The organism is Chloroflexota bacterium (genome assembly GCA_026710945.1).
Classification (GTDB): Bacteria; Chloroflexota; UBA11872; order VXOZ01; family VXOZ01; genus VXOZ01.
Genome location: JAPOQA010000041.1, coordinates 43,240 through 68,821 on the forward strand (window position 1 = coordinate 43,240; position 25,582 = coordinate 68,821).

General features: G+C 59.6%; 20 protein-coding genes. 7 read left to right on the top strand and 13 right to left on the bottom strand.

All coding sequences use genetic code 11. The features are described 5' to 3' along the window. Nucleotides 1-37: 37 nt before the first annotated feature. The gene (locus tag OXE05_08515) at nucleotides 38-868 is read right to left on the bottom strand and encodes a phytanoyl-CoA dioxygenase family protein (GenBank protein ID MCY4437357.1); all 831 of its coding nucleotides are present in this window, start codon (nucleotides 866-868) and stop codon (nucleotides 38-40) included. Nucleotides 869-1,155: 287 nt separating this feature from the next. Between OXE05_08515 and OXE05_08520 the strand changes: the two genes are divergently transcribed. The 3 genes from OXE05_08520 to OXE05_08530 all read left to right on the top strand — a co-directional run bounded on the left by OXE05_08520 (nucleotide 1,156) and on the right by OXE05_08530 (nucleotide 4,516). Beyond that, on the top strand, nucleotides 1,156-2,355 hold the full coding sequence (locus OXE05_08520) for a DUF3604 domain-containing protein (protein MCY4437358.1): 1,200 nt from the start codon (nucleotides 1,156-1,158) through the stop codon (nucleotides 2,353-2,355). Nucleotides 2,356-2,743: 388 nt separating this feature from the next. Then, nucleotides 2,744-3,406: a DNA methyltransferase gene (locus tag OXE05_08525; GenBank protein MCY4437359.1), complete on the top strand. Its 663-nt coding sequence runs from the start codon at nucleotides 2,744-2,746 to the stop codon at nucleotides 3,404-3,406. 78 nt (nucleotides 3,407-3,484) lie between these two features. Beyond that, nucleotides 3,485-4,516 (top strand): Gfo/Idh/MocA family oxidoreductase, encoded by a 1,032-nt coding sequence (locus tag OXE05_08530; GenBank protein ID MCY4437360.1) that lies wholly within the window; start codon nucleotides 3,485-3,487, stop codon nucleotides 4,514-4,516. A gap of 640 nt (nucleotides 4,517-5,156) precedes the next feature. Here OXE05_08530 and OXE05_08535 read toward each other — a convergent pair. The 9 genes from OXE05_08535 to OXE05_08575 all read right to left on the bottom strand — a co-directional run bounded on the left by OXE05_08535 (nucleotide 5,157) and on the right by OXE05_08575 (nucleotide 16,746). Continuing rightward, complete coding sequence (locus tag OXE05_08535) at nucleotides 5,157-5,828, bottom strand: RraA family protein (protein ID MCY4437361.1); 672 nt, start codon at nucleotides 5,826-5,828, stop codon at nucleotides 5,157-5,159. A 166-nt stretch (nucleotides 5,829-5,994) separates the two neighbouring features. Next, nucleotides 5,995-6,984, bottom strand: coding sequence for a Gfo/Idh/MocA family oxidoreductase (locus tag OXE05_08540; protein ID MCY4437362.1), 990 nt, complete (start codon nucleotides 6,982-6,984; stop codon nucleotides 5,995-5,997). A gap of 306 nt (nucleotides 6,985-7,290) precedes the next feature. Continuing rightward, nucleotides 7,291-8,373: a Gfo/Idh/MocA family oxidoreductase gene (locus OXE05_08545; protein ID MCY4437363.1), complete on the bottom strand. Its 1,083-nt coding sequence runs from the start codon at nucleotides 8,371-8,373 to the stop codon at nucleotides 7,291-7,293. Nucleotides 8,374-8,394: 21 nt separating this feature from the next. After that, nucleotides 8,395-9,345: an SDR family oxidoreductase gene (locus OXE05_08550; GenBank protein ID MCY4437364.1), complete on the bottom strand. Its 951-nt coding sequence runs from the start codon at nucleotides 9,343-9,345 to the stop codon at nucleotides 8,395-8,397. A gap of 268 nt (nucleotides 9,346-9,613) precedes the next feature. Next, nucleotides 9,614-10,849: a Gfo/Idh/MocA family oxidoreductase gene (locus OXE05_08555; protein MCY4437365.1), complete on the bottom strand. Its 1,236-nt coding sequence runs from the start codon at nucleotides 10,847-10,849 to the stop codon at nucleotides 9,614-9,616. 2 nt (nucleotides 10,850-10,851) lie between these two features. Continuing rightward, nucleotides 10,852-11,778, bottom strand: a complete 927-nt coding sequence (locus OXE05_08560; protein MCY4437366.1) for a hypothetical protein — start codon at nucleotides 11,776-11,778, stop codon at nucleotides 10,852-10,854. Nucleotides 11,779-12,094: 316 nt separating this feature from the next. Then, on the bottom strand, nucleotides 12,095-13,522 hold the full coding sequence (locus OXE05_08565; protein ID MCY4437367.1) for an extracellular solute-binding protein: 1,428 nt from the start codon (nucleotides 13,520-13,522) through the stop codon (nucleotides 12,095-12,097). Between the two features lie 569 nt (nucleotides 13,523-14,091). Beyond that, the gene (locus tag OXE05_08570) at nucleotides 14,092-15,147 is read right to left on the bottom strand and encodes a DUF2961 domain-containing protein (GenBank protein MCY4437368.1); all 1,056 of its coding nucleotides are present in this window, start codon (nucleotides 15,145-15,147) and stop codon (nucleotides 14,092-14,094) included. Between the two features lie 252 nt (nucleotides 15,148-15,399). Then, nucleotides 15,400-16,746, bottom strand: coding sequence for a neutral/alkaline non-lysosomal ceramidase N-terminal domain-containing protein (locus tag OXE05_08575; protein ID MCY4437369.1), 1,347 nt, complete (start codon nucleotides 16,744-16,746; stop codon nucleotides 15,400-15,402). A 548-nt stretch (nucleotides 16,747-17,294) separates the two neighbouring features. Here OXE05_08575 and trxB point away from each other — a divergent pair. The 3 genes from trxB (at nucleotide 17,295) to clpX (ending at nucleotide 20,705) form a co-directional block, all read left to right on the top strand. Next, entirely contained in the window at nucleotides 17,295-18,269 is a 975-nt protein-coding gene (gene trxB, locus OXE05_08580) for a thioredoxin-disulfide reductase (protein MCY4437370.1), read from the top strand. Between the two features lie 456 nt (nucleotides 18,270-18,725). After that, nucleotides 18,726-19,346, top strand: a complete 621-nt coding sequence (locus OXE05_08585; protein ID MCY4437371.1) for an ATP-dependent Clp protease proteolytic subunit — start codon at nucleotides 18,726-18,728, stop codon at nucleotides 19,344-19,346. A gap of 39 nt (nucleotides 19,347-19,385) precedes the next feature. After that, nucleotides 19,386-20,705: an ATP-dependent Clp protease ATP-binding subunit ClpX gene (clpX, locus tag OXE05_08590; GenBank protein ID MCY4437372.1), complete on the top strand. Its 1,320-nt coding sequence runs from the start codon at nucleotides 19,386-19,388 to the stop codon at nucleotides 20,703-20,705. 38 nt (nucleotides 20,706-20,743) lie between these two features. Here clpX and OXE05_08595 read toward each other — a convergent pair whose 3' ends face one another. Further along, a complete protein-coding gene (locus tag OXE05_08595) occupies nucleotides 20,744-21,613 on the bottom strand; it encodes a carbonic anhydrase family protein (protein ID MCY4437373.1) in 870 nt (289 codons plus the stop codon). 122 nt (nucleotides 21,614-21,735) lie between these two features. Then, a complete protein-coding gene (locus OXE05_08600) occupies nucleotides 21,736-23,079 on the bottom strand; it encodes an MFS transporter (GenBank protein MCY4437374.1) in 1,344 nt (447 codons plus the stop codon). A 345-nt stretch (nucleotides 23,080-23,424) separates the two neighbouring features. On the opposite strand from OXE05_08600, the gene OXE05_08605 reads away from it, so the two are divergent. After that, nucleotides 23,425-24,018, top strand: a complete 594-nt coding sequence (locus tag OXE05_08605) for a hypothetical protein (GenBank protein ID MCY4437375.1) — start codon at nucleotides 23,425-23,427, stop codon at nucleotides 24,016-24,018. Between the two features lie 299 nt (nucleotides 24,019-24,317). On the opposite strand, the gene OXE05_08610 is transcribed toward OXE05_08605, so the two are convergent. After that, nucleotides 24,318-25,445, bottom strand: a complete 1,128-nt coding sequence (locus OXE05_08610) for a site-2 protease family protein (GenBank protein ID MCY4437376.1) — start codon at nucleotides 25,443-25,445, stop codon at nucleotides 24,318-24,320. Between the last annotated feature and the right edge of the window lie 137 nt (nucleotides 25,446-25,582).

Sequence of the window (25,582 nt, forward strand, 5' to 3'; positions counted from 1 at the left end):
GACAGGCTCAGCGCAAACGTAAGAGACACGCCCCAGCCTACTCCCCAACCGCCATTTCCACTACAGGTCGTCCGTCTTCTTCCACCCACACGCCGCATGGGCCGCCCCGCTCGCTATTGCCGAGGTCTACAACGCTGCCGTCCATGCGCAACACCGGATGGTAGTATTTTGATACCTTTTCGGCGCTGCCCATGATGTAGTGGCCGATAAGGGAACGGCGAAAGCGGTCGGCAGTCGCATTCGGATAGCTGCCGTGGATGAGCTGGCCGTTGAAGAATAGCACGTCGCCGGCATCCATCAAGACAGGAACGGTCTGCACCTGATCCGGCAACGGCACCGTGACGTCCGTAAAGCTCTGGGCGGTGTCCGCCTCTTCCGTGCACAGTTCCGGCAGCGTGTGACTGCCGGGCACCACCTGCAAGCAGCCGTTTGCCTCATCGCAATCATCGAGGGCGAGCCAAGCGGCCATGCACGTGCCGGGTTCCACCTGCAAGTAGAACTGGTCCTGATGCAGCGCCTGTCCCCGCGCGCCCGGCGGCTTGAAGTAGATCATGGTCTGCACCGCAAATGGATCCCCACCCAGGAGCGTCGCCAGACCCTCCCTGAAACGCGGGTCCAACATCCACTGCAGGCTCAGGTCGTCCCAGCGGTGCATGTGGATCATGCGGGGAAACTGCTTCAAGGGGTCTGCCGCAGCGTCTCCATTCGGCGCTTCCACGCCGGCAGAGTCGCCTTTATAGGTGCCGTTCTGCCGCAAGTACATGTAGTGATCGGTGAGCGCCGCTACCTCGTCCGGTGGAAATAGCCCTCGCGCTATTGTATAGCCGTTCTGCTCAAAGTCATCTTTGAATGCTTTCTCGAACATCATGACGTCCTTCTAATCGTTGCTCAGGCTTCTTTCCTCTGAAGATTCCCTGCTGCCGGCAGCCTCAACCGTGGAGGAACCGGCAAGCAGACCGCGCCTTGCCAGGAGTCTTCCTGTCAAGAGCATGCAAACACCTTGACCACAGTGTACAGCGATTGCGCTGAGATATTCAAAGCCGTCGTGGACGATCGGCGAGAGAACTTCCGCACTGCATGCAACCCGGAGACGACGTACAATGGTACGCAAGGACTCAGTGTGGCGTGATGAAACCGCATGGGAGCACGTAGCCGATGGTAAGACAACCGACAGAATTTCGCCTGGTTTGGGGAGACCTGCACATTCATTCCTATTTCTCGTCGTGCTATTGGGGTGAAGAGACGCTTCCCGACGGCTTTGACGGCTCGCCCGCCGATTGTTACCGCTACGCCCGAGACGTGGCTGGCATGGACTTTGGCGCGGTGACCGATCATACGTGGTCGGGTAACGGCAGGATGCTGGTGGAGGACGAGTGGTCGGAAATTCTGGCTGCCAACCATCATTACCACGAGCCGGGCCGCTTCGTGACTGTTCCCGGGTATGAGTGGAACGCGCCCGGGGATCGGCAATGGGGCCACCGCAATACGTTCTTCGATCATGACGAGCCCCCCATCCTGCGCAGCGGCGCGGAAGTAACGCAGCTCGCTCAGCTCTGGCAGCAGCTTGACGACTTGCCGTACGACTCCATCAGCATCCCACACCATCTCGCGCGTGACGCTACTCCTTATGATTGGTCGCAACACCATGCGCACTGGGAACCGGTGGTGGAGATCACCTCGCTCTGGGGCAACTACGAGTATCAAGGCAATCCCCATGAGTGCGATCCTAACTGGTCGCCGAGCGCTACCGGCAGCTTTCTCCAGGATGGACTGGCCAGAGCAAGCCGCGTAGGCGTCATCGGCGGCGGCGATAACCACACCGGCCATGCTGGAGGACACTACTTCAATTCGCAGCAACCAAACGCGGCGAACTCCAAGCGCCTGGCGCGCCTCAGCCAACTGCGCATGAACGCCCTGGGCACCGGTATCGGCGGACTCTACGTAAAGGAATTCTCGCGAGAAGGCATCTTCGAGGCACTGCGCGCCCGGCGCTGCATCGCGGCCTCCGGCCGCAAAATCGGTCTATGGACAGAGACGAACGGCTTGCCGATGGGCGCGGAAGGGCCCGCCCTCGACGAAAGCCCCCGCACTGTCGCTTTCAGCGTCTCCGGCAGCGAGCGCATCCGGTCTGTCACCTTAGTCCGCAACGGCGTGGACGTGAAACGCTTCCACGCCGACGACTACTACCACGAAGGCACTTTGGAAGATTCCGATCCGCTCGAAAAAGTGCAGAAGGTATCCCCCAGTGTCCGCAACGGCGACGGCGAGGATTGGACCTACTACTACGTGCGCGCGGTGCAAGAGGACGGCCGCACAGCCTGGTCGAGCCCGGTCTGGTTTCCGGTTAGTGGCTGAATGATGCATTGAGCATGTGTCCTGAGCCGTGCCTCGACCCTTCGGCTAGCTCCGGACAGGCACGCTCAGCAAGCACGGAACAGGAACGGGGTCTGCATGCAGCCTTTAGAGGATTGCGTTCCTCTGAACCTGGACGGAATAGCAAACAAGCGGTCCTCTTGCCTGGGCCGGTCAGGTTGTTGCAGAGAGTCTCGCAGCGTAAAATGCAGGTAGCCCGTGAAGGCCGCAGTTAGCCATGAAGTGTAACGGCTGCCTTGCCCGACTACTGTTCGTCCCAGCCTCTTGTTAAGTAGGGGAACGCTCTATGGCCGATCCCAAAACTGAATCCCAATCCGACGAACCGGAGTCCACAGTTCCATCAGTGTTCTCGCCGGTGCGCAGCTTGGTCATGCCGGCGTTGGAGCTTCCCGACCACTTCGCATACAACACCAGACTGCAGATGGATGGCTTGGAGTTTCTGGCCCATTTGCCGGAAGGCAAGTTTCCCGTCGCCTTTCTCGATCCCCAGTACCGCGGGCTGTTGGACAAGATGTCGTACGGCAATGAGGGTCGCAGCAGAAACCGGGGTCGTTCCGCGCTCACGCAAATGGATGCAGATAAAATCGCCGCCTTCGTTCGTGGCATCGACCGCGCCCTCATGCCCAGCGGGCACTTGTTCCTGTGGATGGATAAGTTTCACCTCTGCACGGGCTTTTCCCCCTGGCTCGCGGAGACGAAACTTGCGGTGGTGGATCTCGTTACGTGGGATAAAGGCCGTATCGGCATGGGCTACCGCACGCGTCGCAAGAGCGAACACGTGGTTGTCCTGCAAAAGACGCCGCGCCGGGCCAAGGGCGTCTGGAAGATTCACAACATCCCGGACGTGTGGGATGAGACGGTACCGCGTGACGCAGAGACCCACCGCAAGCCGGTTGAGTTGCAGGGGGCGCTCCTGGCAGCGGTGACCAATCCGGGAGACGTGGTGATCGATCCGGCAGCGGGCAGCTTTTCAGTGCTTGAAGCCTGCCGTGAGCGCAATCGCGTTTTCCTCGGTTGCGATATTGAAGGCTGAAGGATATCAAGCGCGAAGCACGGGCTCGAGCGTTGTGGTCCGGTCTTTGACACGTGCAAAACATAGAGGCAAGAAACAATGAATTCAGAACCGATCCGTGTCGGCATCATTGGCGCGGGCGCGAACACGCGGGGTAAACATATCCCCGGCCTGCAGGCAATCGAGGGCGTGGAGATCGTCAGCGTGTGCAACCGCAGCCCTGATTCGAGCGTGCGGGCCGCCGAACAGTTTGGCATTCCCACGACGTACGGCAACTGGAGCGAATTGGTTGACGCCCCGGACACCAATGCTATCGTCATTGGTACGTGGCCGTATCTCCACTGCCAAGCCACGCTGGCGGCGCTAGCCGCGGGCAAGCACGTGCTCTGCGAAGCGCGCATGGCCATGAATGCCGACGAGGCCTGGGAGATGTACGCCGCGGCGCAGTCCAACCCGCACCTCGTCGTGCAGATCGTGCCGTCGCCCATGACGCTGCGGGTAGACGCGACGCTGAAACGCCTGCTGGCTGAAGGCTACCTGGGCGATCTGCTCGCCATCGAGGTGCGCGTTGGCGGCGAGTTTCTGGATGCCGACGCACCATTGCATTGGCGGCAGGACTTTGACCTGAGCGGCCTTAACATCATGAGCATGGGCATCTGGTACGAGGCAGTCTTGCGCTGGGTTGGCGAGGCCACCCGCGTGCAGGCCATGGGCAAGACCTTTGCGACGATGCGCGCGGACGAAACGGGCAATCTGCGTGCGGTGCGAGTACCGGAGCACGTGGACGTGGTAGCCGATATGGCCTGCGGCGCGCAACTGCACATGCAGGTCTCCAGCGTGACCGGCTTGGCCGGCACACCGGAAGCATTCCTCTTTGGGAGCGAGGGCACGCTGCGGTTCGCAGACAATAAGCTTTTCGGCGGCAAGCGCGGCGATTCTGGCTTGGATGAAATCCCCATTCCGGAGGACGAGGCTGGCGGTTGGCGCGTGGAGGAAGAGTTTGCCAGTGCCATTCGGGGCGAGGAAGCAATTACTCACACCACACCTCAGGCCGGTGTGAAGTACATGGAGTTTACCGAAGCGGTCACCCGCAGCATGCAGACCGGACAGGCGATAGGCCTGCCGCTGTAGAGTTTTGGTATGCTCGTTTCTGTAGCGCACTGACGTCTGACGTCCGCTCGTCAATGATCACTCCGTTCGCCCTGAGCTTGTCGAAGGGTGAACGGAAAGGACACTTTCGTCTCTTCCCGGCGACGTAGCTTTACCTCCGCCGTTCATATTTTGACAGGGGCTTCGCGCAGCCATCAGCACGAACGGCTGATTTCGGTTCGCAACCTGTAGCGCGGGGGCTTGTCCCCCGCATCTTGAGTAGCTGAGGACTTAGGGCAAAGGGAGGATGGATTCCCGTGAAAGCGGGAATCACCATGGCCTTGCTCAGGTCGCACAAGGAAATGAAGATGAACTCCGATCTCTCCGTTCGTGCTGAGCACTTCGGCAATCTCAGTACAGGCTTGTCGAAGCATGATCGGAGAGATGAGTGTCGAAAGCTGCTAACCGCTTCCGCCGTTCACCCTTCGACGATGCTCAGAGCCTGCCCCGTACCGGATACGGGGGCGAACGGCAAGATTGCCTATTTTCATGGTAATGACGGACCCTGAAACGCCCTCAACACCAGACGACGGGGGCTGGTTCGCCCGCCTTTTGCATTTGCACCGGCCATGTTTGCCAGGCTGGCATGCCTCACGCCAACCGGTCGAGAAAACTCAAGAATCTACAGAATCCCGTGGCGCTCGAAGACCGTGCGCATCTTCTCCCCCGCGGCGAGTTCTGCGCGTACGGTGTTTTCTCCCTTAACCTTCTCCTCAGCCGGTTGTAGCACGGCTTCAATGTGCTGGTGGGGAATCACCACCACGCCATCGTAATCGGCCAAAATGTAGTCGCCAGGGTTCACCAGCACGCCGCCGCATGTAATCGGCACGTTGTGGGCGATGGCCTCAGCGCGGCCAGCGGCGTCGGCGGCATTAGACGCCGCGGCAAACACGGGATACGGCATGCCGATGATCTTGTCGGTATCCCGTACCGGCCCGTCGATCACCGCGCCGGTGGCCCCACGGGCCTGGGCGCAGGTAGAAAAGAGCTCGCCCCACAGCGCGCACGACGGCGCGTCACCAAGCGTACCCAAATACACTTCGCCCGGCAGCAAACTGTCCATGGCTTCGATCTCCATATAGTGATACTCCTCCTGCGAGGGAATGCGCTCAGCCGGACGAAAGTGGATGGGATGAGCACGGCCTACGATCCGTGCCTCGGCATAGAGCGGCCGCACGCGCGGCGCCATCACCTGGTGCCGCAGGCCGAGGGCATCCAGCGCATCCGAGACCACGGCGACGTAGACGCGCTGCAGGCGATCGAGGTAAGGGTCCTGGGGAGAAGCGGCGGACATAGCGCAATGCTCCTTTTGAATCAGAGTAGGTGCGAATTCTTACGCCTATCATAGCTTGCCCGGAATCCGGTCGTGCTGATTCCGCTTGTCTTGGGAAGTCAGGCAAGCTCAGCTAGAGCCTTGACTAATGGTCGAGGCTTGAATAGAGCAGTGGAACGAGACACCCCTAGAGTGAGAGAGTCTCACTTCGCCGGGCGGCTTCTCTTGCCATGAGCACCGCGCGGGTGGAGTCGATGGCGTCCTGGGCAGTTGCTATGATGGGCGCTTGACCGCGAATGCGCCGCACGAGGTCTTGACCGCTGGAATCGGGACGATTGCGGCCGAACTGCACGTGCACGCGGGGTTTGTCGTGCCGCCAATAGAGCAGGTCGCTGAAGTGGAGGCTGCGCACTTCGGCGGCGCCCTCGTTGCCCGTGAGGAAGAAGCGGCAGTCCCAGGGCGTGTTGCGTGGCGTGAGCCAGTCGGCCTCGATAGTAGCGACGATACCGGAATCCAGGGCAAACATGGCGTGCGCCACGTCGTTGAATCCCGGATACTCTTTCCAGCGGCGCTGCATGTGGTGGGCCGTCACAGACTCCACTGCCGCACCCGTATACCAGCGCGCGAGGTCGATGTCGTGAATCATAAGGTCGACGATCGGCCCGCCTTCCTTGCTCTCCTCCAGCATCCACGGCTCGCGCTCTGCCAGAGCAAACTCATGGGGCCGCGTGGCGACGCAGCCGGCGATCTCGCCGAGGTAACCGGCATCCACCAACTCCTTGAGCCGTACAAACGGTGGGGCAAAACGCTCGGTCACCATCATCTGCAGCTCGGACGTGCTTTTCTGCAGCGCCTGCTCCACGCGGGCGAGGTCATCCAGTTCAATGACCATGGGCTTGTCGACGAGCACGTGGACGTTGCGCTCGAGGCAGGCCAGGATCGCTGGCGCTTTCTCGAAGTGAGCATTGCATATCGTGGCGAGGTCAGGCCGCAGCGTGTCCAGCATCTCCTCATGGTCGGCGTAGATAGGCACATCGTATTGCTGGGAGACTTCAGCGCGGCGCTCCGGGTCGCTTTCGGCGATACCGACAAGCTCCGTATCTCCAGCGGCAAGGATTTCCTGAATTGACCCGGGTCCGTGTATGTGAATGCCAATGGCGGCAAAACGCAAACGCATTTCTATTCTCCAAATTCATTGAATTCTGAGCTCAACCAATCTGGTAGTCCAACAGTATTGTAATGATGGGTGGGTTTCACCAGCGGCGTAATAATACGGCGCAGGTTACAAACCTACGCTACCCATCAATCCAAACCTTGGAACCACTTGGAGCGGGTGACAAGCCCCCGCGCTACACGGAAATGCTCCGCTCTATTCGTCATTCCCGCGAAAGCGGGAATCCATCTTCCCTTTAGCAGCACTGAAAGCACCTTTCGCGCTGGTGCAATTCTGGCACATTAGCAACGGGGGTCGAAGCGGTTGTAACTACATTGCCGGCGGCGTGCGTGGTCGCACCGCCCGTCTCTCCGCAATTGACTCATACGCCGCCTCCACGAGGCAGAGCGTACGCAGATTGTCAGCACCGCTGTTCATGGGCTCGCGGTCTTCCTGGATAGCCGCAAAGAGCTCAGCCATCGGTCCCACCAGGGCATCCGGTATCCACTTGCCCTGGAGCTCCGGTGAAATCCAATCCTCCCCGTACGATTGGCTCCGATACGTGAGCGTATCCTCGCGGCCGTAGGGAAAATTATAGAAGACGCCCAGATCACCCTTGGCCACACCCTCTGTGCCCTCAAAACGGTAAGTAGCGTGTGTGTCGTCGTCCCAGATACCGGCGTGGTTGAGCAGCAGACCGTGCGCCCCGCCGGGCCAGGCGAGTGTGATGATGGCCGAGGTCTCGCCCTTGATGCGCTCATCACCGGCGTGAAAGCCGTCGGCAAAGAGCCACTCCGGCTCGCCCAAGATGAAGCGCACGATGTCGAGGAAGTGAATGGCGTCCTCGACGATGAGTACGCGCGGACGGCCCCACAGCCACGGCCACAATTCCCAGCGCAACGGGCCGACCCGATCAATCTGCACGTAGGTCAGATCGCCCAGGTCACCGCGCTGCTGCAGAGCGTAGACCGACCGGAACGCCTGGTCCCAGCGGCCATTCTGGTTCACCGCCAAGCGTACGCCAGCGTTGGCAGCATCCCGGACCATCGATTCCGCTTTGGCAATGTCATAGGTCAGCGGCTTCTGGCAGAGCACGTGCTTACCGGCGGCGATGGCTGCATCCACGAGCGGCGGATGCGTGATCGTGGGCGTCGCGATGTCCACCACCGCTACCTCAGGCGATTCCAAGAGCGCTTCCAGCGAGGCAAACGCCGCGATCTCAAAGTCCGCGGCCAGCGATGCCGCCTTGGCCGAGTCTTCATCATAGACGCCCACGACGTGGAAGCCCGCGCTGCGGTAGGCCGGCAGGTGTCCCGCCCGCGCGATGCTGCCCGCGCCCACCACGCCGATGCCGTAGTCGCGCTTGGCAGGGAGGTGCGGCAGGTAGTCAAAGGGCTCCGGCGAAGGTGGCATCGTCATGTCCTTTAGTAAGCATCATGGCATGGGCGTTACGCTGTGGACGTAACCACCGTCCACGCAGAGTATCTGTCCGGTTATGTAGTCTGCCTCGGGTGAAGCAAGATAAACGACGGCATGGGCGATATCCTCAGCCGTGCCCATCCGGGCACGGGGGGCGCGGCGAATCCACGCGTCCCTACCTTGCTGCGACGCCGGCCAGCCAGGCGTTGAGACCGCGCCTGCGGCAATGCAATTGACCGTAATCCCCTGCGGGCCGAATTCGACCGCCAGGGCTTGCGTCAGCGTGTTGAGCGCGCCTTTCGCCACGGTATAGGCGGTCGTGCGGCGCTGAAACACGAGGCTATGGGATGAGCTTATATTGATGATGCGGCCTCCTGCTGCCTGCATCCGGTCTTCCGACTGCTGGATCTCGCTTCGCGGCTGCTGCATTTTGCTTTGCGGCTGCTGCGCAAGCATCATCCGCAACGCTGCCTGTGTGCAGTGTACGACGCCATCCAGATTCACCGCAAAGACTCGTTGCCACGAATCGAGGGGATAGTCGGCGAAGGACCCCTCGTGATTGATGCCGATGGCGGCGTTGTTGACCAGAATGTCGAGTTTACCGAACTGCGCCTCTAACTCATGGAACATGTGCGCAACTGCGGTCCGGTCGCTCACGTCGGCGTGGAGCGGGATCGCTTTCCGCCCAACTGCCGCGACTGCCGCACAGGTGGCATCTGCACCTGCCCGGTCTGTGTGGTAGTTGACCCCAACGTCTGCTCCGGCGGACGCGAGCGCAATTGCGATTGCCTGACCGATGCCCTTGGAAGCGCCGGTTACTAAGGCAACGGTACCGTCCAGCGCCATGAGTCCCCGCTCATTCTCTACGCGTAGCCAAATGTGTGACGAGTCCTCAGCCAATCGCCGTTCATGGTTCGATCCTTCGGCGAGGATCAGGACAGGCAGGCTCACCAGGATCGGAAGCAAGAAAAATCACTCAAAGGAGTCAGTATCCGTTCATCCTTCGACAGGCTCAGGACGAACGGACACTGACTCTTTCCAAATTTCCTCTTAGCCTCTTTACATGTGCACCCTTAGACAATTCGGCATCTGTCACAGGCAAACGCAAGTTACAAACCTGCGCTACCGGAAAGAGCCTCTCCGCACCTGAGCGTGCAACATGAGTGTTCCGGCGCCACGCTACCCCTAGATGCTTCTCCGCACTGCCTTGCTTGCCAATGACACTCTGCGTTCTCTATAGCCAATGGGTTACCGGCCAGAGCGTGGCAGACCGCGTGAACGTAGCGTCGAGCAAGGAATCCGTTTCTGTTATGGGATCGTGGCCGTAGCGCCGCAGGAACTCCGCTTCTACTTGCATTTCAACCGATGTTGGGGCGGTTAAGGGCAGATCGACCCACGTGTTGCCGCGGTCCGCACTCTCCCGCACCGCCAGGCAGAGTTCGTAGTCGCGCACTCCGCCTTGGACGCCGTACTGAGGCTGTGTGCCTTCTGTGATGGCGCGGTGGAAGCTGGTGAGGATGTCTGCTTTTGACGCGTCATCTTGCGTGCCGATGCCGTAGCGCGCGTAGGGATTGCGCCAAACCACCGGTGGATCGGTGGCTACGGAGAGGGACTCGAGCACTTTCGCGCCGGATTGTTCCGTAAGATGCTCCTGAATGGGAAGAGATAGCGACGGACCCTCCGTGTATTGCACGAATTCTTCGCGGCTCAGGTAGCCCTTGGTACCCTCGATTTCCCAGCCGATGGGGAACGTGCGGTGTGACGACGGAAAGACGCGCGGCGGTTTTTCAAAGAGACACGCGACGCCGTTGGCGAACTCGATAACGCCCGAATCCCATTTGAGGGAGCGCTCCGGCTCGCCGCCGTAGGCCGTGTACGGTTCGGTCGGCACTTCGCCGCAATAGCCGAGCACGCGGGCGGCCGGCGCGTCGATCAAAGCGCGAATGCCGCTGAAGCCGTGGTACTGCCCCGTCTGGTACCAGAGCCGGGCGTGGGTGACCTCACCCAGCAGTCCGGCGTCGATGATCCGGCGCTTCAGTTGCTCTCTGGGCCAGAGCCACACCTGTTCCGCCACTTCCCAGAGCACGCCGTTTTCCCGGCAGGTTGCGGCGATAGCGGCGGCGTGGCGGCGCGTCAGCGCCACCGGAATCTCGGTGATGATGTGGCAGCCGTGGCGGGCAGCGGTGAGCGCCATGACGATGTGGGAGTCTTTCGGCGTCAGGCTGAGCACCACGTCCGGCTGCTCGTGCGCAAAGAGCCCGCGCACGTCGGCATACTGTCCCGGCACGCCGTAACGGTCGCCCACCTCCGCCAGAACTTCAGGGCTACGGTCGCAGATGGCGGCCAATTCGTAATGGTCCGTGAGCCGCGCAATCGTCGCTAAGAAATGCCGCGCCCGCGAGCCGGGGTCCGCGCCGACGCCCAATACGGCAATGCGGAGTTTGGTGGCGCTCTCCCGTGTTTCACGCATGCTTATGCGCCGTCCGTTTCTGCCAGGAAGGCCGTGTAGTGCGCCAGCGGCTGCGAGAGGTCGGCGTCAAGTTCCGTGACCACCAGCCGCGCCCGCGCCGTGCGCGCGACGCCCGGCTCCAGTGTGCCGCCAAAGAGCGAAAGGTAGAGCGGGTTGTGCTTGTGGAAGCGGTCCCGGGCGTCGGGGCTGTCGTAGCCGCTGGAGACCGCAAAGCAATCTTCAGGGCGCGACATGAGCACGGCCGCCACCTGCTGCTCGCGGTCGGCCTGGAAGCACACCGGCAGCTTGTAGCGCCGCACCGGCGAGAAGCGGGCAATGTCCCGCCAGCGGCCGTCCACGCTGATGCCGACGGCGTCTTCATCGCGGGGATAGACCAGCACCCCGCCGCGAAAGATCGGATTGACGACCACGGAGGCAAGTTCCGGCTCATCGCCAAAACGGCCAGGCTCGTCTTCCAATTCGAACCTGTCGCGGGCCAAGTAGACATGGGGCACGTGAACGGGATCAAAGTAGCACGCCAGCAAGGCTTCGAAATCGTTTGCCGCCGCGTTGGGCGTGACGGTGACGGTCATGTCAATCGTCGCCGGTTCTGCGATCTCATAGCGGATAGCCATTTCCGGATGCGTTGGGTCTTGCAGTGCCCACCGCAAGGTCACACTGCTTTCGTCCGCCTCGATATGGCGCTCGCCTTGGCGCGGATTGCCGAGGTCGCTATCCATGCCGGTGGCGGCTGACGGGTCGCGGTGCATGAAGCGGTACAGGTTGAGGATGGCGTAGAGCGGATGCACGAACTCGATGCCGGTGGACTTGTGCACAAGGTGGGTGAGACCGTGATGCGGAAACTCATTGCCGGGACGCAATGTGCCTTGTATCTCGGCGGTCTCGAAAGCGTAGACCTTCTCTTCCGGGCGATAGTCCAGAGTTGCCATTTATGTGATTGTCCTTTCCCGGTCTAGTCTGCCAGTGAGGTTGCTCGCCTCGCAGCACGATGCGCTTCTACAGTAGCACACGATGGCGCCATGCCTTTGCACAGCCCGGTAACGCGACTGAGCGAGGGCAGAGAATACTGCGGTGCACAGCATCAGTGGGAGCTCGTATTGCTTCACGTTGAGAACTTTACCAGCCGCAGCTTGCACGCCGCTTGTTGCGCCGAGGCTACGAGACAAATGCCCCGTAGCCCCGGTAACTCGCCCCCCAGCACGGTGTTCCGCAATGAAACGAAAGCTTGCGGGTCGTGCTCGCGAGCTAGGACGTGGCCGCGTCGAACAGTGCGTTCGTCTCGTCCGCCATGTTCTTGAGGCCTTCCTCCACGCCGACGGTGCCGGCGAAGATCTCTGGCGCCCACACGCCCATGGGGCCAAGCATCTCGCCCCAGGAGACGACGTCGTGGGTCGGCAGATTCGTGGTCCACTCGAACATCTCGAACGCGGCGATGCGGTTCGCGGGCCCGTCGGTGACCTCCGGATCGTAGTAGAGTTGCGCGGAGTCATCCCGAGCCGGGCGCAGCACGTCCGCCCGCGCCAGAATGTCCTGGGAGTCCTTCGTCATCATATTGGCGAAGACGCCCCACGCCTGGTCGGGCGACTTGGAGTTGGTGTTCATACACCAGCCGACGATGTTCGTCGTGCCACCCGGATTGCCCGTATTGGGCGAAGCGGCCACGTAGCCGTAGTCCCAGGTGAAGCCGGAGCCGGGCCAGGCCTCGTTCAGGAACTTGACGTTGTTGGAAGCCGCCGTCCAAAGGACGACTTGGCCGCTGCCAAAGAGGGCAAAACGACCGCCGCGGCCCGCCATGCCTTGGCTCAGGTCAGCAATCTGGTCGCGGGACGGCGAAACGCGATGCTTGAGCGCCAAGTCTACGCAGAAGTGCCACGCCTCCGCCGATTCCGGGCTGTCGATGACGCAGCGCAAATCGTCGCTCAAGAAGTCGCCGCCGTTGGCGCGCACGTAGTTCAGCCAGCCTTGTTCGAGGGCATCGGCCGCGAACATGCCGTAGCGCGTGACGTTGTCTCCCTCGCTCTCCGTGAGCTTAATGGCGTACTCCTGGAGCAAGTCCCAATTCCAGTCCGTGCCGAGCTCAGACGGCACCGCGAAGCCGCCCTCATTTATGGCGTCTTCATTGAAGAGCGTGATGATGCTCGTCATCATGCCCGGCACGCCGAACATCTTCTCGCCTTTGTAGGTGTAGAAGTCGATGCCGGTCTTCCAGGCGTTGGCGGCAAAATCCTGGGCGATGGGGTCGGCCTTGAATTGCGCGGTAATGTCGGCAGGAATCTCCTTGTTGGACCACGCGAAGTAGTTCACGCTGTTCATCAGGTAGATGTCCGGGCCCGTGCCGCCAACGAAGGCCGCCTGCAAATTATCCCAGTAACCGGAAACCGCTTCCGCAGTCACGCTGACGTTGGGATTGGCTTCCGAGTAATTCGCGCCCATCTGTTCCACGGACGCTACAGGGTCCGGCCACCAGACCCAGACTTTGATCTCGGCGGCTTCAGCCTGAGGCTGTGCGGCAGGCTTTTCGGCTTCCTGCTCGGCCGGCGCATCCTCGGACGGCATGGCCGTGCCGGCCTGTCCGCACGCGGCGAGCAAGGCGGCAGTTAGTGCCGCACCGCCGCCCGCGAGGATCTGTCGGCGTGACGGTTGTAGTCGCACGGAACGATCTCTTGTTTCCACGATACAGCTTTCTCCTCTTCTTGAAAGAGTCATCTCTGTACGGGGTATTTGCGCGATCGAGACACCACGGTAACGCGCCGGATGCCTGCTCGGTGTACGCGATCTCCTTTCCCAAAGCTGTTGCCAAATAAAGATGCTGTGGTAATGGTATATTCAAAAAGGGAGTCTGTCAACCACTTTTAGCCGAAAGAGAGTATCATCGCTAATGGCCGCTGAGAGCCTCTCTCGCACTACGGTGCAGGTGGGGCGGCTCTGTTCACTACTCGCGGAGTTTTCCTTGATCCTTCGCGGGACTTGGGGTAAGCCAGGCGGCGACGAGAGCTAGTAGTCCAACACGATTGTATTGATGGGTAGCGTAGTCCCTACGACAAGCTCAGGACACGTTTGCAACCTGCGCAATCTTGCCGTAGCGTGGAATGAGTTCACCAGACCGAGGAGCTGGGCACAGGTTACAATCCTGTGCTATTGGCGCTCCTACCCATCAATGCAAAAATGTCGAACCACTAGTCAAGCTTCCGCTACCTCCAATTGGAGGCGGAGGGAGGGTGGGATCTATCCCGAGCGCGTCTCTAACCGCGCGGCCAGCGGGCGGAGAGCGGCGGCATGGCGGGAAACGGCGCGTGGGGCGCTGTTTGGTACCAGTAGGCCACCGACGCAATGTCATCGGTGAGCGGCTCGAACTTGCGGTTCAGCCACCAGCCGAGGGCTTGCACGGTTACTTTTAAGTCCTGCTTGAAGCGAATGGGGTCCATGATGTGCCAGCGGTACATGCCGTGAAGCGGTACCTCAACCGGATCCTGGCGGTAGAGCGGATAGCCGAGGAAGGGCGTTGAGAATGTCCGGTCGCCGAAATTCCACGCCCCGCCAAAGTAGTCCTCCGTACCCGTGCCGCAGATGGTCGGATGGTTGGAGTCGCCGTCCATATAGAATTTCACCTCGCCCTCGCCCCACCAGCCGTTGGAAAACTGCGACCACGCGATGAACGTGCCGACGTACTGCCCCTGTCCCGACACACCGTCGAGGAGCACATGCTCGGGGTATTCGCGGGTGGTCATGGACCGCCGCCACTGGGCATGGAAGTAGGCGGCGTTTTCCGGCACCGGGGCCAGTGCGTACGTGATCTGATAGAAGAATCCCGGGATTGCTTCCCAGTAGTCGTTCTCTATCGTGATGCGCGCGCTGCGGCGGAAGGGCATGGGCCAATAAGAGTTGAACCCGCCCGTGGGGTTCACGGCAATGGGCAGGGAGTTCACATCGTAACGCAGGGCGTGGCCGTTGCAGAAGAAGTCGCCCAGCGGCACCTCGACCGAGGGAGTCTCTTCGCCGTCCCAATAGCAGCGCAGAACCGTGCTGCGATACGCCTGGGGGCGAACGGTGAGCCAGATGTGCTGGATGGTGCCCGGCCCTTCGATTTCGGCGAGGGTCGTGGTGGATTGCGGCGGCAGCTCGATCTTGGGACGCACTTTCCAACCGGGCCCCAGCAAAGAAGCCGCGCTGTTTTCATCGGGTACCGCCTTGGCGCCGCCGCCCCGCTCGCCGTTAGGGTTTTCCGCCGAAATCGAGCGCGTCTCGGCATCCGAGAGCAGCGCGATGTTATGCAGACCCATTTGCAGTCCGTCGAACATGATTGGTAGTCTCCTTCTTTACGCGGGCTAGCAATTGAGACCGTGTGCCAACCAAGGCATTAGCAATAGAGTTGAACGTTATTCCGTCATTCCCGCGCACGCGGGAATCCATCTTGTCTAGACCGAATGGACTCCCGCGAAAGCGGGAGTGACGGTCCATAGGCCTCACTTCTAGTCAAACAATAAGTTTGCTTCCATGGGAGCACTTCTTTTCAATCTCTCTCGCCGGTCTGTTGTGCGCCACCAGCTCGCTCATCCGTCTGCCAACCCATTGAGCAATTCCAGTGCCCTAGCCTCCATGGCTTGGCCGGTGCCCGGCCCGCCGATGGCCGAGCGGGAGGGCCACGTCTCGTAGGCGCCCAGCGCAAGCTGCTCGTCGGTGGCTACGTACCCCAGATAATCGTTTGCCAGACCTAAGACGAACTGCGGCGCGAATGGAGTGCTTTCTTTGATCGCGAGACCGACTTCGACGAATATCTCGCCCGGCAAGGCGGCAAAGCCGGCGGGGCCGACACGAAATGCCTGTAACGTCGAGGTCAAGACTTGCGGCATCGTGTGCAACACTTTGACTTCGCGGGCGTAGGCTGCCGCCCAGCGCGGGTAGATCGGCTGGCCGGGGACCGCTGAGAACGGCCCCTCTGCATACGCAAAGTTGCCGCTCAGCACCTTTTCAGCAATTGCTACGTCCTGGTCAGTGGTCTGTTTGCGGGGAAAGTCGAACGCGCTAACCGCTGCGCCCAGCGCCACGTGGTCGTGCATCTGCATCAACTGAATCTCAGTCAACACGTGGCCTGCCAGCACCTTTGCCATCCGCGCGGCCTGCGCGTGCCCTCGGTGCGGCCAGGGCGTGAAGACGTTCGTATTATTGATGTTGCCGGAGGCGCCGTTGAAGAGCAGACCCACCGTCTGCGGCCCAAGCAAGTGTTGGATCGCGCGGAAGAAGTGTCCATAGTAGTCGGCGGAAATCTCTGTGCCGCTATCCGTGCCTACGTAGTGCAGTGCGTAGTTTCCCAACACGGCCAGCGGTTCACCTTCGCTGCTCTCGACGTAGCAGAGCGTGAATGCGGGATCCGTAGTGCCGGCGGGTCGCAAGACGTCCGGATTGCCGACGCCGGGGTTGAATTGCACCTGTCCGTTGCGCATGTGAAAGCGGCGGTTGAAGACAAGGCGGGGCTCTTGCACGTTGGCAAAGCCGATGCGGGCCGGTTGCAGGCGCTGCACGGCAAGCTCTACGGAGTCGGCGATCTTCCGTGTCGCCCAGGCTGTGTACTCAGTCTGCTCGTCCATGAATCCGATACTCACGGTGGCAGGGGCGGAATGGGTATGGGTCGAGGCGATGAGCACATTGTCCGGCGCGATGCCAGTGCGCGCGGCGATGCGCTCTTTGACGGCCTCCATCATGTCACGCGAAATCATGGTGAGGTCGCAGAGCACGAAGGCGAGTTGCCGCGCGCCGTCATCCAGCACCAGCGCTTTCGCCAGGAGTTCGTCGTGCACGGTATCGGCGTGGGTCACGTCGCGGAACGCGCCGCGCATGGCGATGCCCAGCCAGGGCGTAATGTTTGCCGTCGCCGCGCCCGCGCGCAGTTTATCAGCCATGTCGCTGTTCCTCCATCTTTGTTCTCAGTTTATTCGATGGCCCCGCATCGATGCGACACACTCGGGAAGTGGCGCGGTGGCTTGTTCCTCGCTAAATCTCGTTTGCGGGAAGCTCGACCCGGCCACACCGCCTTACAGAACAAAACAGCCAGATAGTCTGCCCTCTCGAGCCGGTGGACGCAGGTTTCAAACCTGCGCTACCGGAACGACGGGGCACCTGAGCGCCGCTCTCTGCAATGCAATGGGCTATGCACGAGCGCTTGAAAATCTCCCCATTCGCACGCCAACTGGCTAGGGGTAGGATACCATGATCGCCTTCAGGGCCGGCTGAACATGAGCCGGACCTTCCTACCGATGCTCTAAGGATAGCGGGAGCTCCAAGGGTTTGGTAATCTGGAAGAAGAGGGACACCGCACAGCGGAGACCCTTATATGACACGAGAACCAAGTCATTGAGAATGTCAATAGACGTCTTCGTCCTTGGGTGCAGCCTGATCGACGCGATTGCCTCCAAGGCTGACTGAACGCCGGAAAGGAATGGCTAGGCAGATGGCAACTTCCTACCACGATGTCGTCGTAATCGGCGCGGGACCCGCGGGGCTGTGCGCCGGGCTGTACACGGCGCGGGCACGGCTGGATACGGTAATCCTGGAGAAAATGGCGCCCGGCGGGCAGCTCATCAACACTTCATTGATAGAGGACTACCCAGGATTTGAGTCTATAGACGCGGCCGATCTTATCGAGAAGATGGTGTCGCACACCCAGGCGTTCGGCGCGCAGATCCTCACTGCTGAGGTCGCGGAGGTCTACTCGGACGACTGGCAGAAGGTCGTGCGTACGACGGACGGTGACGAGTACCGCGCCGGCGCCGTGATCATCTCATCCGGCGGTTCGCCGACCCCGTTGAATATCCCAGGCGAATTCGAATATGCGGGCCGCGGCGTCTCGTACTGCGCGGTCTGCGACGGGGCGTTCTTTCGCGATCGCGTGATTACGGTGGTTGGCGGGGGCGACTCGGCGGTGGAGGAGGGCCTCTTCCTCACCCGATTCGCTAGCAAACTCTATCTCGTGCACCGGCGGGACAAACTGCGCGCCCAGCAGATCATTCAAGAGCGCTTCATGGCTGCGCCAAATACCGGGATTATCTGGGATACGGTGGCGGATGAGATCGTCGGCGATGACGGCGCGGTCACCGGCATGCGCTTGCGCAACGTGAAGACAGGCGAAGAATGGGTGCACGAGACCGGCGGGGTCTTCATTTTCATCGGGTTCGATCCCAACACCGACTTCATCAAGGATGCGGTGGAGCGGGACGAGAATGGCTATCTCATTGCCGGCTTGCATATGGAGACCGACGTGCCGGGGCTCTTCATCGCCGGTGACGTGCGCACGCAATTGACGAAGCAAATTACCACCGCAGTGGGCGATGCGACCACGGCTGCCGTGGCGGCAACGCACTATCTTGAGGACTTGTACGCCACCGTGCCGCGCCCTGAGACGGCGGCAACGGAAGTTTCTGCCTGAGCTCAAGGCCGGTCTCACAGGGCGGGCTAACTGCGTGTGCAATCAAGTGAGCCGCCTGCAAATTGCGCACTGCCCGTCGCAGCAAAGTGACCGAGGTGCGGAGGCCGTCTATAATAGAGCAAATCGCCGCACCGGTACGGAGCGCCAACGAAGGGTAGTGGGAGAACGCAGGATTGGATCGGCCGGTTTGTGTGGCGCGACTGGTGGGGAGAGTATCTAGGACAACAGTCTTAGATTTCTCGCTGCGCTCGAAATGACAGTTCGCTTGGGATTGGGGTTAGTGTAAGGATTGGCCGCAAGAGAGTGGGTAGGATGTAGCTCGATGCGTCTGTGAGCAGCGACTAAACTGCGTTAAAATTAATAGCGCCGGTGACAATTCTTGGTGCTGTTTCTCCGACAATAACGCGAAACTAGCAGTTACGATACGATAGAACAAATTGACAAAAGGAGTAATGTATGCTCATTCCGTACGTCATTGAGACGACGAACCGCGGCGAACGCGGCATGGACATTTTTTCCCGGCTGCTGCGGGATAGGATCATATTCTTAGGAACTCCGGTTGACGACAACGTGGCGAACATCATCATCGCCCAAATGCTCTTGCTTTCAAGTGAAGATGGTGACGCCGACATTGGCCTTTACATAAATTCTCCCGGCGGCAGCGTGCATTCAGGACTGGCGATCTACGACGCCATGCAGTACATCAAGAATGACGTAGCGACGTATTGCATGGGCCTGTCGGCCAGCATCGCCGCCCTGTTGCTCGCCGGTGGCGCGACGGGCAAGCGGTTTTCGCTCCCCAATTCCCGCATGCTCATCCACCAGCCGTGGACGCAAGCGTCTCGTCCTTTGCAGGCCACCGATCTGGAAATCGAAGCGCGTGAAATTTTGCGCACCCGTAACCAGGTGAATTCGATTATTGCGCAACACACGGGGCAGGAACTCGCGAAGATCGAGCGTGATAGCGAGCGAGACTTCTGGATGGACCCCGTAGAGGCCAAGGACTATGGACTGATCGATGACGTCTTGCCGTCCGCTATCAAGACTCCTCAGACTGACGGAGTAGCCAGCAATTAGAATGACCAATCCAGCGCCGCAACACGAAGGAGATTAGCGTTGCCAAGTAGTCGTGACTCTCGGGGCCAATATCGCTGCTCGTTTTGCAATAAAGCGCAAGAGGAAGTACGCCGGCTGATTTCAGGCCAAAACGGCGTTTACATTTGCGATGAGTGTGTCGATCTCTGTCGTGAACTGATTCATGAGGAGCAGGCCTCTTCAAGCCAGCGAAAAGGCAGCGCCAGTCCTGCACGATTACTCAGTCCCAAAGAGATTCATGAGTTCCTCAATCAATATGTAGTGGGCCAAGAGCACGCAAAGAAGGTGCTGGCGGTAGCAGTCTACAATCACTACAAGCGCGTGGCGAGCGGCGAATCGAACAATGACGTTGAGTTGGGCAAGAGCAATGTGCTCCTCATTGGGCCGACCGGCTGCGGCAAGACGTTGCTGGCGCGCACTCTGGCGCGCATCCTCGGGGTGCCATTTTGCATTGCCGACGCTACGTCGCTGACCGAAGCCGGGTACGTTGGCGAGGATGTGGAGAACATCCTGCTACGCTTGATCCAGGCAGCGGATTACGATACTGCCGCGGCGGAGCGTGGCATTGTCTTCATCGACGAGATTGATAAGATTGCCCGCAAGGCCGACAATCCTTCCATTACGCGGGATGTTTCCGGCGAGGGTGTGCAGCAAGCACTGCTCAAGATCATCGAGGGTACGGTGGCGAATGTGCCCCCGCAGGGCGGCCGCAAGCACCCGCACCAAGAGTTTATCCAGATAGATACCACCGACATCCTCTTTGTCTGCGGCGGCGCTTTCGAAGGTCTGGACGAGGTCATCGCGAAACGTGTCGGCAGTAACCAGCGTATCGGCTTCGGCGCCATGAACGCTGCTGAGCGCGCAGAAGAGCAGAGGAATCTCCTCCGACAAATCTCGCCGGACGATCTCCTGAAGTATGGCCTAATCCCCGAATTCGTAGGCCGTCTCCCAGTGACGGTGGCCTTGGATGCGCTCACGCATGATGAGTTGATCCAAGTCCTCACCGAGCCGCGCGATGCTCCCGTTCGTCAGTATCAGCATTTGTTCGCAATTGACGACATCGAGCTTACATTCCAGGACGATGCCCTGGAGGAAGCGGCGCAGATGGCGCAAAATCTCAAGACCGGCGCGCGTGCGCTGCAGACCATCATGGAAGAGGCGCTGCTGGAGGTGATGTACGATCTGCCGTCCCGCAATGACGTGAGCGAGGTCATCGTGACTGCTGATGTCATTGCCAAGCGCGCGCAACCGATGTTGGTGGCATCTGAGAGTAAGCGCGCGGCGCCGTCCGGTGAGCATGAAGCCACGCTCTTGGACGAAGATACGTCAGCGACAGCCTAGGCGTTGCGTCACACTCCACTGTCGCTGCGCTTGCCCGGCTAACCTGAATCCTCGCTGAAGAAGAGCGAGCGGCCGTTCAGCGGCTGCGTTGGTCTGGCATTATTGGCGTAGAGCGCGGCAAACTGCGCAAGCTGCTCTGCCGAGGCTTCCACCGGCTTTCTCAAGACGAACCAGCTCACGTCTTCAGTGCATGGGGGCGTCGTCAGCGAACCATCGTAGCTATAGTAGGCGAGGTCCGCTGGCAGCAAGTCCGTGGCATCTACCGTGTTCCCTTCCATCAACCGCTTCTCGCCCTTCTGAGTCGGCATGTTGTCCCAGACCTTCTGCAGAGCCTCGTTGCGCTGCCCTTCCGTAAGAAATATGCCAACTACTGCGAGACTCCCATCGGCGCCTTGATGCACTAGGTGCAGTTCCATGTCGGCGGGCATTCCGTCAACCGTGTGCTCGCTCGCGCGGTGAAAGTGAAACTGCAACAAGGCATACTGCTTGCCATCAGCAGCCAGCGTGCTGCCTGGCACGTAGCTCACCTGAATCGTATGTCCGTTGTTGACAACGTCTAGCGGCGTTGCCAGGTAACGGAACGCAAGATCGTGCGGCTTCGTCTCCGTGTCACCACTCAGGTCTATGGGTGACTGCGACACTCCGTCTTTGCATGCTGCGAATTCAGGAGAGAGATCCCCCCAGCGCGCTGGGCCTGTCTCGCCGGTATAGCCCCAGGACGCGGGATGGGTTGACTCCTTCTCGTTGGAATACGGCGGTTCCTCAGCGGATGCCGCGATGCCGGCGGCGTCGCTTTCCTTTCCCAGCATGCGCCACAAGAGGGATATAGCGGCGATTCCCGCCAACACCAAAGAGACTATTCCAACAGCTATCGGTCTTCTAAACAACAATCTATCGACCTGTCTCACGCTCGCAGCACCTCGCTGTACGTTTGGATGAATTCACCACACCTGATGGACAATAACGTGCGCCGACCATAGCATGCAAGTTTCAGTGTCTCCAGGGAAGCAATGCACGTCAATCTCTTCACTCAGAGTGCAGCCGGTCTGCGCGTTGTCGGAGCGGCCTGCGTTTCGCTGCTGTCACTTTGGCGCATGCCGGGAACGGCCAACGAGATTGCCAGGATGAAGATCAGAATGACCGCGCCCGCAACGCTTACGACTTGCGGCGCGCTCCAGCGGTCTACCAGCATGCCCATCGGCAGAGCAGCCATGGGCATCAGTGAGAACGTCATCATGTAAATGCTCATCACGCGTCCGTAGTAGGCCTGGTCGGTGTGCAGCATCACCAACGTATTGTTGAGAGACATGTAGGCATTTGCCGTAAGCCCGACGATTCCCACCATCAAGAGGCTCAAAGGCAGCCAGTTGCTGTAGGCAAAGAGCACCAGCGAAATGCCAAACAGCCCGCCGAACACCACTTGCAACAATTTCGCGTGCTGGCCTGCCGCAAGATACGCCACGAGCAATGAGCCCAGCACGCCGCCCACGCCGGTCGCTGAATTCAAGAAGCCGAGCCAGCGCGCGTCCACGCCGAGCACGTCCTCTTGAAATACGGGGAGGAGCATCTGGTAGGGTCGCCCCAGCAGTAACGGGATGAAGGCGAGGCTCATGAGCAACAGCAGCGTGCGGTCGGTGAAGACGTACCTAAAGCCGTCAAACATCTGCGCTGAAAACCTGCCGGCAGGGGCCTTTTTGTCGCTCTCCAGCGTCTTGGGCAACCGCATAATAAAGAGGGTAGACACCCCATAGCATACCGCCGTAATATCGAACGCCCCGGCCGTGCCCAACCCGGGCGTGACAATGACGATTCCCGCTACTGCAGGCCCGAGTATCGTCATCATGTTGCGACCGGAATTATTGAGCGCGATGGCGTTGCCAAGCCGCTCGCGTCCCACTAGCGCGGGGATCAGCGAGGAACGCGTGGGCATGCCGAGTGAAAACGCGATACCTTGCAGAAAACCAAACACGATCAGATGCCAGATGGCAATCCAACCCGTGTGGATAAGGAGCGCCAGCAGACCGGAAACCGCAAACATGAAAACTTGCGAGCCAATCAAGAGTCGGCGCTTGTCAACGCGGTCGGCCAGCACACCGGCAATGGGTGAAAAGAACAGCATCGGCAGCCCCATGGCAAAACTGACCAGACCGAGGATACCGGCAGAGCCGCTGAGGTCGTATGCCAGGTACCCGCGAGAAATGATGGCAACTTGCAGGCCGGCGAACGAGACGAGCATGCCCAGCCACATGTCACGGTAGGCAGGAATCGATAACGCCTCGAACGTGCGTGATATGAATGGCAGTCCCGGCGACGTTTTGCCGCCGGCCTCGTGCCCATCGGCAGATGTGAAACCGCGCGCCGAGCCGGTTCTCATCCCAGATGTGGGTTCAATTTCTTGCCGGGTCGAATCTCGAGATTCCAGTTACGTAGACCTTCCGTCAAACTCGAAGGCAGGCGATGACTGCCAGCTACGCGTCGCACACTCTCAGTTTAGGCTATGCTTTTCCTCTCTTGCGTGCAAGTAATCCTGAATCGTACGCTGCATATCCGCGCTTTTCATTGTATGGCATTTGCACCTTTGACGTAGGTGGGCTCTTGCTTGAGATAAACCGGACAATCTAATAACATTCACTCTAGCGAAAGAGCATTAGTTGAAGATAATACATAAGGGCGTTGGCTTTCTCACATTTACATGGTTTCAAGTTAGGAGGCAGAATTGATGACTGATATACTTTGGATTATCGTTTGGATTCTTCTTGGGATTTTTGCCATAGCGATAGTCAACAAAATACGGTTTGTAGTATCAACCAACATAGAACGGAAGGCTAGAACTTCAGCATTGCGAGATCCGAATGCGAGCATGGGAGAGATTGTAGAAGCCATTAAGAGTGAACCGGAAGGATTCACCACAGAAATACATGCCAGGTTTTGGTCGCTTGCAGATGACATTTCGACTGATGCGGATCATACCGTTGCTGCCATAGCCCGAACAGAGCTGCCTATGCAGCAATTTCTCTGTTTAGTTCATGAGGATGCACTAGAAAGTTTTCGTTCGCGAACTCCAAAGAAATCCAATGAGCGCCGACAGCTTGAGTCCAGAATAATTGCAAAGAATAGCAGCGGTGAAGCAATTGCCGCTAACGTAAATCAGTTCATGGAAGACATTGCGGCCCGCAAACCAGCTGAACTATTCGGCAAAGAAGGCGAGCAAAGACGATATCATGATGAAGAACTCCTGAAGATGCTATCGGATCACATGCGCGCAGGGGAATTAGCCCTGACGAAGCTCTTTGAGAGACCAGGGTCCGCGTAGTATTCCAAGAGGCTACTATGGTTGAATCCCATTCATGTATGCACAGAAAAGGGCAAAGCGCATTTAGGCTTGTTTCTGCTTTTGGAAGCTACTGAGTCTTCGAGAATGGAATGGCTGGCCCGGCTCCCATAGACTTAGTACACAGTGACTGCACTTAGCCTATTGATATGTAGTCGCGCGGATTGGCGTTGAACGCGCCGTTTAGTCTAGTTGCCTCTTGCTCGGACGGGCTGAGCGGAATGCTGCGATGCCTCAACCGGCGTCTTGATCAGTCTCTGCACCTACCCGCCCGGCCAATCCTAGGTCTCGCGTCGCCCGAGTGTGGCCTCGACGCCAAGCTCGCGGGAGAGTTCCAGGAAGCGAACGAGATCTTCGTGATTGAGCACGCCCAGCAGCTCGTCACCGCGCATGACAAGCATTTGGCGTGCGGAGTGCTCGTCGAACAGATCGAAGGCATGAAGGATGGACTCGTCCGGGCCCACGGAAATCAGCGAAGATGAGGCTATGGCTTGGCCCACGGTAGTCTCCGGCCAGGCGCTCTGCGGCACGTTGCGCGCATCGCCAATGGTGATGACTCCGATCACGTGACCGTCCTGCACAACCGGCACTGAGCGGACACCATCGCGTAGGAGCATGGTGAGCACGACGCGGTCCATGGTCTCATCGGGGCGTACGATAGGTGGATTGGCGCGCATCAGGCTGGATACGGGTATGTTGCGGAGCGCCTCGTCCCGTGAAAATTGGCGGCGATTTGCCGCTGCTGCGCCATTCAGGAACCAGCCGATGAAAATCAACCAGACTCCGGTTAAGTAGACGCCCCGAATGAAGAAGATTAGGCCGAAGGCAATCAGGCCGATTGCGAAGACCTGCCCGACGATGGTGGCAATGGTAGTCCCTCTGCGCATGCTACCGGTAACCCCCCAGACGATAGCGCGGAAAACTCTGCCGCCGTCCAACGGAAAGCCGGGGAGCAGATTGAAAAGGGCAAGTCCGCCGTTTATGAAGGCCAGTTGTGTCAAGAGGACTCGTGCGGGCACGTCCAGCGGCAAGGTAATGCTTAGAACCAGGAAGATGAGGGCAAGAAGTAGGCTGCTCGCGGGTCCCACCACGGCGATGAAGAATTCGTCACTGGGCCGTCGCGGCTCGGACTTGAGCACGGCGGCGCCGCCAAATATGAAGAGCGTAATGCTCTCTACCTTCATGCCGCGCGCCAGCGCCATGAAGGAATGGGCAAACTCGTGGAAGAGCACCGAACCAAAGATGAGCAGCGCGGCCAAGCTCCCCACAATCCAATACGTCAATTCCGTCCAGCCAAAATAACCGAACGGAAACATAGTACGCGGCACCGACCAGGCGATGAGCAAAAACGCCAAGAACCACGTGTAGTGGACTCGTACCGTGATGCTTGCAATGGTAAAGAGCTTCATCGCCCCTGGGTTCATTGAATTCCTGCCATGCCTGCGGCACACTCCTTGATTTCACTGTACCGCAAGTAGGGGCAAGGCGTGGCTCACTCACAAGAATGCCGCTACACATCGGCTGCGAGAATGGCTTGCAAATCGAG

Excerpts from the sequence above, each read along its gene's own strand:
- OXE05_08515 (MCY4437357.1), bottom strand. The coding sequence starts at position 868 with ATGATGTTCGAGAAAGCATTCAAAGATGACTTTGAGCAGAACGGCTAT.
- OXE05_08520 (MCY4437358.1), top strand. The coding sequence starts at position 1,156 with ATGGTAAGACAACCGACAGAATTTCGCCTGGTTTGGGGAGACCTGCAC.
- OXE05_08525 (MCY4437359.1), top strand. The coding sequence starts at position 2,744 with ATGCCGGCGTTGGAGCTTCCCGACCACTTCGCATACAACACCAGACTG.
- OXE05_08530 (MCY4437360.1), top strand. The coding sequence starts at position 3,485 with ATGAATTCAGAACCGATCCGTGTCGGCATCATTGGCGCGGGCGCGAAC.
- OXE05_08535 (MCY4437361.1), bottom strand. The coding sequence starts at position 5,828 with ATGTCCGCCGCTTCTCCCCAGGACCCTTACCTCGATCGCCTGCAGCGC.
- OXE05_08540 (MCY4437362.1), bottom strand. The coding sequence starts at position 6,984 with ATGCGTTTGCGTTTTGCCGCCATTGGCATTCACATACACGGACCCGGG.
- OXE05_08545 (MCY4437363.1), bottom strand. The coding sequence starts at position 8,373 with ATGCCACCTTCGCCGGAGCCCTTTGACTACCTGCCGCACCTCCCTGCC.
- OXE05_08555 (MCY4437365.1), bottom strand. The coding sequence starts at position 10,849 with ATGCGTGAAACACGGGAGAGCGCCACCAAACTCCGCATTGCCGTATTG.
- OXE05_08560 (MCY4437366.1), bottom strand. The coding sequence starts at position 11,778 with ATGGCAACTCTGGACTATCGCCCGGAAGAGAAGGTCTACGCTTTCGAG.
- OXE05_08570 (MCY4437368.1), bottom strand. The coding sequence starts at position 15,147 with ATGTTCGACGGACTGCAAATGGGTCTGCATAACATCGCGCTGCTCTCG.
- OXE05_08575 (MCY4437369.1), bottom strand. The coding sequence starts at position 16,746 with ATGGCTGATAAACTGCGCGCGGGCGCGGCGACGGCAAACATTACGCCC.
- trxB (MCY4437370.1), top strand. The coding sequence starts at position 17,295 with ATGGCAACTTCCTACCACGATGTCGTCGTAATCGGCGCGGGACCCGCG.
- OXE05_08585 (MCY4437371.1), top strand. The coding sequence starts at position 18,726 with ATGCTCATTCCGTACGTCATTGAGACGACGAACCGCGGCGAACGCGGC.
- OXE05_08600 (MCY4437374.1), bottom strand. The coding sequence starts at position 23,079 with ATGAGAACCGGCTCGGCGCGCGGTTTCACATCTGCCGATGGGCACGAG.
- OXE05_08605 (MCY4437375.1), top strand. The coding sequence starts at position 23,425 with ATGACTGATATACTTTGGATTATCGTTTGGATTCTTCTTGGGATTTTT.
- OXE05_08610 (MCY4437376.1), bottom strand. The coding sequence starts at position 25,445 with ATGAAGCTCTTTACCATTGCAAGCATCACGGTACGAGTCCACTACACG.